This window comes from Fodinicurvata fenggangensis DSM 21160 (genome assembly GCF_000686045.1).
Classification (GTDB): Bacteria; Pseudomonadota; Alphaproteobacteria; order Kiloniellales; family DSM-21159; genus Fodinicurvata; species Fodinicurvata fenggangensis.
Genome location: NZ_JMLV01000016.1, coordinates 62,644 through 69,390 on the forward strand (window position 1 = coordinate 62,644; position 6,747 = coordinate 69,390).

The following is a 6,747-nucleotide window of genomic DNA, read 5'->3' on the forward strand; positions in this document are numbered from 1 at the left end:
TTGCAAGGAAATAGCAGAAATGGCAGCAAAATCATCCAAGGAATTTGCTTCTGATAGGGTTTTGGACCAGGTGGATCGCAGTATCCTTCGCGCCCTGCAGGCTGAGGGCCGGCTGAGCAACGTCGAACTGGCACGGCGTGTGAGCTTAAGTCCCACACCCTGTCTCGAGCGCGTCCGGCGTCTTGAACGCGAAGGCTATATAAAGGGTTACCGGGCAATCCTGGACCCCATGAAGCTCGACGCCGCCCTGATGATCCTGGTCCAGGTGACGCTGGACCGCACGACACCGGAAACTTTCGAACAATTTCGCAAGATTGTCGAGGGGCTGCCGGAAGTGCTGGAGTGCCACATGGTTTCAGGCGGGTTCGACTACCTGTTGAAGGTGCGCATGCCGGACATGGCGAGCTATCGAAAATTCCTTGGGGAGGGGCTTGCCGAAATGTCCGCCATCGCCCAGACCCATTCCTATGTGGTGATGGAGGAGGTCAAAACGGATAGCCCGCTGCCTATTCATGATCCCTTGGAGCCTCCGGAACCAGCGTGAAAGCTGGTCTGAAGGCAGTGGCAAAATCAAGCTATTGACATTCATTCTCAGTCGCTTTAGGCATGGTGTATCGAAAGTCAGCCGTGGTTTTCCATGTACGTTTGTCTCTGCAACGGATTTACCTGCCGCGATGTGCGCCGCTCCATAGAGGAGGGCGCTGGAACTGTGGCACAGGTCTACAGGGCCCAGGGCGCAAAGCCCAACTGCGGGCGTTGTAGGGAGACGATCAGCGATATCCTGACGGAGGAACGAACCTCATCGGATAGTCTGCCTCTGGCTTCTTCCACTTTACCGATTGCTGCAGAGTGACAATCCTGTCTTTCTCTTGATAGGGTGAACACCTGTCTTGGGTCGGCGATCCCTTTCGCCGCCAAGTTCGAAAGACCATGAATCCAGGTGCGACTGCAGGAGACGGGTATGAAGGGTGACAAGCAGGTCATCGAGTATCTCAACAAGGTACTCACCAACGAATTGACGGCTATCAACCAGTATTTCCTGCATTCGCGCATCCTGGGCGACTGGGGTGTGTCCGAGCTGGCGAACAAGGAATACGCGGAATCCGTCGATGAGATGAAACACGCGGATCAGCTGATCAAGCGTATCCTCTTCCTTGAGGGACTCCCGAATCTGCAGGATCTGCACAAGATCATGATTGGGGAGGACGTGAAGGAGATTCTGGAGTGTGACCTGAAGCTGGAAAGCAAGGCCATTCCGCTCCTCCGCGAGGCGGTTACCCATTGCGAACAGGTGCACGACTTTGTCAGCCGCGAACTCTTCGAGAGTATCCTCGAAAGCGAGGAAGAGCATGTCGATTGGCTGGAGACTCAGCTTGGGCTGATCGGGCGCATGGGCCTGGAGAATTTCATCCAACTGCAAACCAGCGCCAACGAATCCGAAGGCTAGATCGGAACCGGATCCTTTCCCGACGCCTGAACGAGTTGCGCCGCGCCGTTCCTGACTTCCTGGTCGTTTCCTGTTCTCTTGCTTGCCCTTGAGGGGGCGGCCTTGTTTGTCTCGGCTGTTCGGGACCAGGCTTCCTGTCGGGTCAGGCGGATAAGCAGTGCGGGATCCAGGGTGCGCAGGACGGTCATTCTTGTCTCCCAGGTTTTGATAATGAAATTCATTATCAAAAATTATCACAATCTGGCAAGACTTCTTTGTTGTCCGCTTGGCTCACGGGAATGGACGATTTCGGAATCTCCTGAAGGCGGCGCCCTGCAATTGGAAAGGGTCGCCAACTTTTGCTTGGACCTGCAAATCCATGATATTGGAAATGAAGAAATATTCTGATTCTGGCATTTCTGCCGCCATAATCGGTCCAGTTGGTTATATTTTGAATTGGGCACGATTCGATTCTGTCGGATCGAAGCCAAGCGCGAGAGTTTTCCTGTTCCGCTCCTCGGCTGTGCCCTGATGGTCGAGACCACAAAGGAGCCGATCCTCATGACATACATGGAGTCTGTTTCCTCAGCACAAGGCAGGTATCCTGCCCTTGCCGCAGTTGTACCTGGGAGAGTGTCGCCGAATGAGTGAGCCGCTGTTCCGGGAAGAGCATAAAGATGACGGCATCGTGCGGATTACCCTCGCGCGCGCCGAGGTCCATAATGCCTTCAATGACGCTTTGATCGCAGGCTTGAGTGAGGCCCTGGAACGGCTGGACCATGCCGACGACGTTCGCCTCCTGCAGCTGGCCGCCGAAGGGGCTTCATTCTCGGCCGGCGCGGACCTGAATTGGATGCAGGCAATGGCCGGCTATGGTGAGGCCGAGAACATCCGGGATGCCGAGGCAATGGCAGGTCTGATGGAGCGCCTTAACAGCTTTTCACGGCCCACGATTGCGGTGGTCCAGGGCGCGGCCATAGGCGGTGGCGTCGGCCTAGTTGCCTGTTGTGACGTCGCATTGGCGGCCGACAGTGCCGTCTTTGCCTTGAGTGAGGTCAGGCTGGGGCTTATCCCGGCCGTAATATCGCCCTATGTCCTTGATGCCATAGGCCTGCGCGCGGCCAGGCGCTACTTCCTGACAGCCGAGAGATTCTCGGCCGAAGAGGCCTGTCGTCTGGGGCTTCTGCACGAGGTGGTGGCTCCTGAGAAATTGGAGGTCCGGGCCGAAGCTCTCTCGAATCGCATTCTGGCAGGAGGGCCCATGGCGTTGCGCGCTGCCAAGGAGCTGGTCTTCTCTGTGGAGGCGAACCGTCACTCGCCTGAGCTGAAGCGCGCAACAGCGGAACGGATCGCGCGGCTGCGTGTATCTCCTGAAGGGCGTGAAGGTATTGGTGCCTTTCTGGACAAGGCCACGCCATCGTGGCGTGGCGCCAGGGGAGAGCCGCCGACTGCCGCGGCCAAGGCAAATAGGAAAGGATAACGCCGGCCGGATGGCCGCAAAGGAACATGGAACTTGCCAATCAACTGATATTCATGGGCGGGGCCCTGCTGCTGGTCAGTATTCTGGCGGGCGTGCTGTCTTCCCGAATCGGCGCGCCGCTTCTGCTGGTCTTCCTGGGCCTGGGAATGTTCTTTGGCGAGGACGGGCCGATTGGCATTTCCTTCGACAACTTCAATCAGGCCTATCTGATTGGTAGTCTGGCCCTTGCCATCATCCTGTTCGATGGCGGTCTGCGCACACCCTACCGGTCCATAAAGCTTGCCTGGGCGCCGGCTTCCCTGCTGGCGACCGTGGGCGTCCTGATCACGGCCGGGTTGACCGGCCTGTTTGCCTGGGCCGTGCTGGATTTCGGGTTACTGCCATCACTGCTGGTCGGAGCGATCGTGGGGTCGACCGATGCTGCGGCGGTGTTCCTGCTGTTGCACCAGCGCGGCATGGACCTCAAACGTCGGGTTGGGACCACCCTCGAGGTGGAATCCGGCGTCAACGATCCCATGGCCATCTTCCTGACCATCGCGCTGGCCGAGCTTGTCACCACGGGCGTCACCGACATTACCTGGGATATAGCCCAGAGCTTCCTGCTTCAGCTGGGGGTGGGGGCCGCGTTCGGGTTGCTGGGGGGGTATGCCCTGACCTGGCTGGTCAACAAGCTGGAACTGGCCCCCGGCCTCTATCCCGTTTTCGTGATTGCCGGCGCGATGGTCGTCTTCGGCGGTGCACAGCAGTTGGGGGGCAGTGGCTTCCTTGCCGTTTATCTGGCCGGAATCATTGCGGGCAACAAGCGCCTGCGCGCCAATCAGCTGATCCGAAGATTCCACGATGGAATTGCCTGGGTCTGCCAGATCGGGATGTTCCTGATGCTGGGGTTCCTGGTGACACCCACCAGCCTTCTGCCCGACCTCCTGCCCGCTGGCCTGGTTGCCCTGGGGCTGATGTTTGTCGCGCGTCCCCTGGCGGTCGCGATCTGTCTTGCACCCTTCAACTTCTCGCGCGAGGAGCGCCTGTTCATCGCCTGGGTGGGGTTGCGGGGTGCCGTCCCGATCTTCCTTGCCATCATTCCACTGCTGCAGGGCGTTGTCGGTGGCATGCAGTATTTCAATGTTGCCTTCATCGTGGTGCTCAGCTCACTGATCCTGCAGGGCTGGACTGTGCCCTGGCTGGCCCGGCGCCTGAACATCGAGTTGCCACCGACACCCGAGGACAAGGGCAAGCTGGATTTCGAACTGCCTTCGGGCTTTGACCGGGAAATGGTCGGTTACCGCATCGCCCAGACCAGTCCCATGGTAAACAAGTCCATCGACGCACTGCGCGTGCCGGATCGCGTCCGTATCCTGGCGCTTTTGCGCGAGAATGTCGTGGTGCCGCGGCAACTGATCAAAACCTTGAAACCGAATGACTATCTTCTGACCGTCGCGCCGCCCGAGCAGATCCTGCTGCTCGACCGCCAGCTCTTGCCGCGCCGGCGCAGCGGGGCCAAGCGCGAAGACGTGACCCTGGGTGATTTTTCCTTCCCGGGCACCACGCCCCTGGGTGCGCTATCGGATGCCTATGACCTCCCGGTTACGAAGCAGGAACGTGAAATGCCCCTGGCGGACTTTCTGCGCAAGCGCCTCGGCAAGACGGTTTCCGTTGGTGATCGGCTGCCGCTGGGGGCAATCGAACTGGTTGTGCGCGACCTGAATGATGAGGGGATAACCGAGGTTGGGATTTGGCTGGAACCGGCGCAACCCCAGCTGCTGCCAGAGCGTTTGATCACGCTCTTTCACAGGGCGACTGCTTTCTTTCGCCGCGGCTTGCCCTGGGTTTCCACGACGCACCACGAGACCAGTGCCGATGAAACCCAGGCCAAGGTTGATGAAGCCCAGTTAGGAAAGCAGGAGAATGCTGTGGTCCCTGTGAAGGAAAGCAAGAAGTAGGGTCCTTCCTCCACCTGTTGTTGGCGCTGGAACTCAGAGTACTGGTAGCCATGAAAAGGCAACATACCATCGGCTTCGCTTAAGATGGCATTGTGGCTCAGGGTCATTTCACAGAGGGTGATTTTGTAGGACAGGAGCCACAGCTGGTGTTTTTGGTTCAGTTGATGAAATACGGCAGGTGCGCATGAGTGACGTGCCGAAAGCCGTCCGGCTGGTCGAAGTTGGCCCGCGCGACGGCCTGCAGAACGAGTCGATCCATCTTCCGGCCGCGGTGCGAGCGGATCTGATCACGCGGCTGGCGGAAGCTGGTTTGACTCACATCGAGGCCGGCGCCTTTGTCAGCCCGCGCTGGGTTCCGCAGATGGCGGCCACGGCCGAGGTGATGTCATTACTGCCGCAAAGGGACGGGGTCAGCTACCCCGTTCTGGTTCCCAACGAGAAGGGCCTGGATGCGGCACTCGAAGCCGGGACCAGGGAGATTGCGATTTTTGCTGCGGCCTCCCAGAGTTTTTCCCAGCGCAACATCAACTGTTCCATCGAGGACTCGATGGAACGCTTTGCGCCCGTCACCGAACGGGCCCTGGCTGCAGGCCTGAAGGTTCGCGGCTATGTTTCCTGTGTGCTGGGCTGTCCCTACGAGGGGGAAGTCGATCCGGGTGCCGTCGCGTGGGTGGCGCGGGAGCTGCGAGGACTCGGCTGTTATGAAATATCTCTGGGGGACACCATCGGAGTTGGGACGCCTGGCCGAGCACGCGGTCTGGTCAAGCATGTCTCCCAGGATGTTCCCCTGACGGAGTTGGCGGTGCATTTCCACGATACCTACGGCCAGGCACTGGCCAATATCTATGCCTGCCTGCTGGAAGGGGTGTCTGTGGTGGATGCCTCGGTGGCTGGGCTTGGCGGCTGTCCCTATGCAGCCGGTGCCAGTGGCAATGTCGCCACTGAGGATGTGGTCTACATGCTGAACGGTCTCGGGATTCGCAGTGGGGTAGACCTGGACCGTCTGGTTGCGGCCGGCAACTTCATCTCGCAGCAGATTCGCCAGCCCTCGCGCTCTCGTGTCGCCCTGGCGCGGGGCGGGGATGCAAGTCGCGAGGAGGTATAGAGCTTGGCCGAACTGAATATGATCAAGCTGTCCGTTGGCAGCGAATCGGTTGAAAGCCTGAACGAATTCCAGGAGCGTCGTCTGGCTACCGCCGGAGGTCTCTGGCATGACACCCGCATGATCCCGCGCCGGCGGAGGGAGCTTCTGGAAGGCGGTTCGATCTACTGGGTGATCAAGGGACTGGTCCAGGCGCGCCAACCTCTGGAGGACATAGAAGAACGAGTCGATGACTCCGGGCGCTCTTACGCCCGTCTGGTTCTGAGACCTGGCTTGGTCCGGGTGGTGCCGCGTCCGCAGCGGCCCTTCCAGGGGTGGCGCTATTTGACGGCGGCGCAGGCGCCGGCTGACCTGGGCGAGTCCGGGGACTCCCTTGCCGAGGCGCCGCCGGAGATGTTGGCTGAGCTGCGAGAACTGGGCCTGTTATGAGGTGGCTTTCACGAGACTGCAAAAAATTTACGGTAAGATTTGAATTTTGCTCTGGACAGCACCGGCCGATATCCCTAAATAAGCACTTGTCGCGGCGCTGAAGGCGCTCTGCCTTAACTCCCGCGGCTTCCCGAAGACAAAAAATTCAGACAGCGTCTGAAAAGACGTTGAATGAACTTGTCTCTGTGGATATACTCTTTGCTCTTCCGTTCAGGGACGAAAAGGTCTGGAGGCACTGCTTCCGAACGGGAGATTTTGGCCCTCATTTAGGTGAGAGCCGGCTCTTTGACATTGTTGGAATGAATGGAAGGGATACGCGGACGGCGGTTTTATGCTTGTTTGGCATAGGGCCGTTATTTGTTGGCGTATCCTG

General features: G+C 59.0%; 8 protein-coding genes. 7 read left to right on the forward strand and 1 reads right to left on the reverse strand.

From position 1 onward, the window contains the following. The first annotated feature begins 19 nt into the window (after nt 1-19). The 3 genes from BP38_RS0116760 to bfr all read left to right on the forward strand — a co-directional run bounded on the left by BP38_RS0116760 (nt 20) and on the right by bfr (nt 1,447). The gene (locus BP38_RS0116760) at nt 20-544 is read left to right on the forward strand and encodes an Lrp/AsnC ligand binding domain-containing protein (protein ID WP_051609484.1); all 525 of its coding nucleotides are present in this window, start codon (nt 20-22) and stop codon (nt 542-544) included. Between the two features lie 93 nt (nt 545-637). Then, complete coding sequence (locus tag BP38_RS23280; protein WP_081816751.1) at nt 638-853, forward strand: (2Fe-2S)-binding protein; 216 nt, start codon at nt 638-640, stop codon at nt 851-853. 108 nt (nt 854-961) lie between these two features. Then, nucleotides 962-1,447, forward strand: a complete 486-nt coding sequence (bfr, locus tag BP38_RS0116765) for a bacterioferritin (RefSeq protein WP_026988675.1) — start codon at nt 962-964, stop codon at nt 1,445-1,447. On the opposite strand, the gene BP38_RS0116770 is transcribed toward bfr, so the two are convergent. After that, entirely contained in the window at nt 1,444-1,635 is a 192-nt protein-coding gene (locus tag BP38_RS0116770; RefSeq protein WP_155992485.1) for a hypothetical protein, read from the reverse strand. The two genes, bfr and BP38_RS0116770, sit on opposite strands and share 4 nt — an antisense overlap. 434 nt (nt 1,636-2,069) lie before the next feature. Between BP38_RS0116770 and BP38_RS21245 the strand changes: the two genes are divergently transcribed. The 4 genes from BP38_RS21245 (at nt 2,070) to BP38_RS0116790 (ending at nt 6,374) form a co-directional block, all read left to right on the forward strand. Then, nucleotides 2,070-2,906 (forward strand): enoyl-CoA hydratase-related protein, encoded by an 837-nt coding sequence (locus BP38_RS21245; RefSeq protein WP_051609485.1) that lies wholly within the window; start codon nt 2,070-2,072, stop codon nt 2,904-2,906. A gap of 26 nt (nt 2,907-2,932) precedes the next feature. Continuing rightward, a complete protein-coding gene (locus BP38_RS21250) occupies nt 2,933-4,843 on the forward strand; it encodes a potassium/proton antiporter (protein ID WP_081816752.1) in 1,911 nt (636 codons plus the stop codon). Between the two features lie 184 nt (nt 4,844-5,027). Continuing rightward, nucleotides 5,028-5,948 carry a hydroxymethylglutaryl-CoA lyase gene (locus BP38_RS0116785; RefSeq protein ID WP_026988677.1) on the forward strand — a complete coding sequence of 307 codons (921 nt, stop codon included), beginning with the start codon at nt 5,028-5,030 and terminating at the stop codon, nt 5,946-5,948. Between the two features lie 3 nt (nt 5,949-5,951). Then, nucleotides 5,952-6,374, forward strand: coding sequence for a DUF1489 family protein (locus BP38_RS0116790; protein WP_026988678.1), 423 nt, complete (start codon nt 5,952-5,954; stop codon nt 6,372-6,374). Nucleotides 6,375-6,747 lie beyond the last annotated feature (373 nt).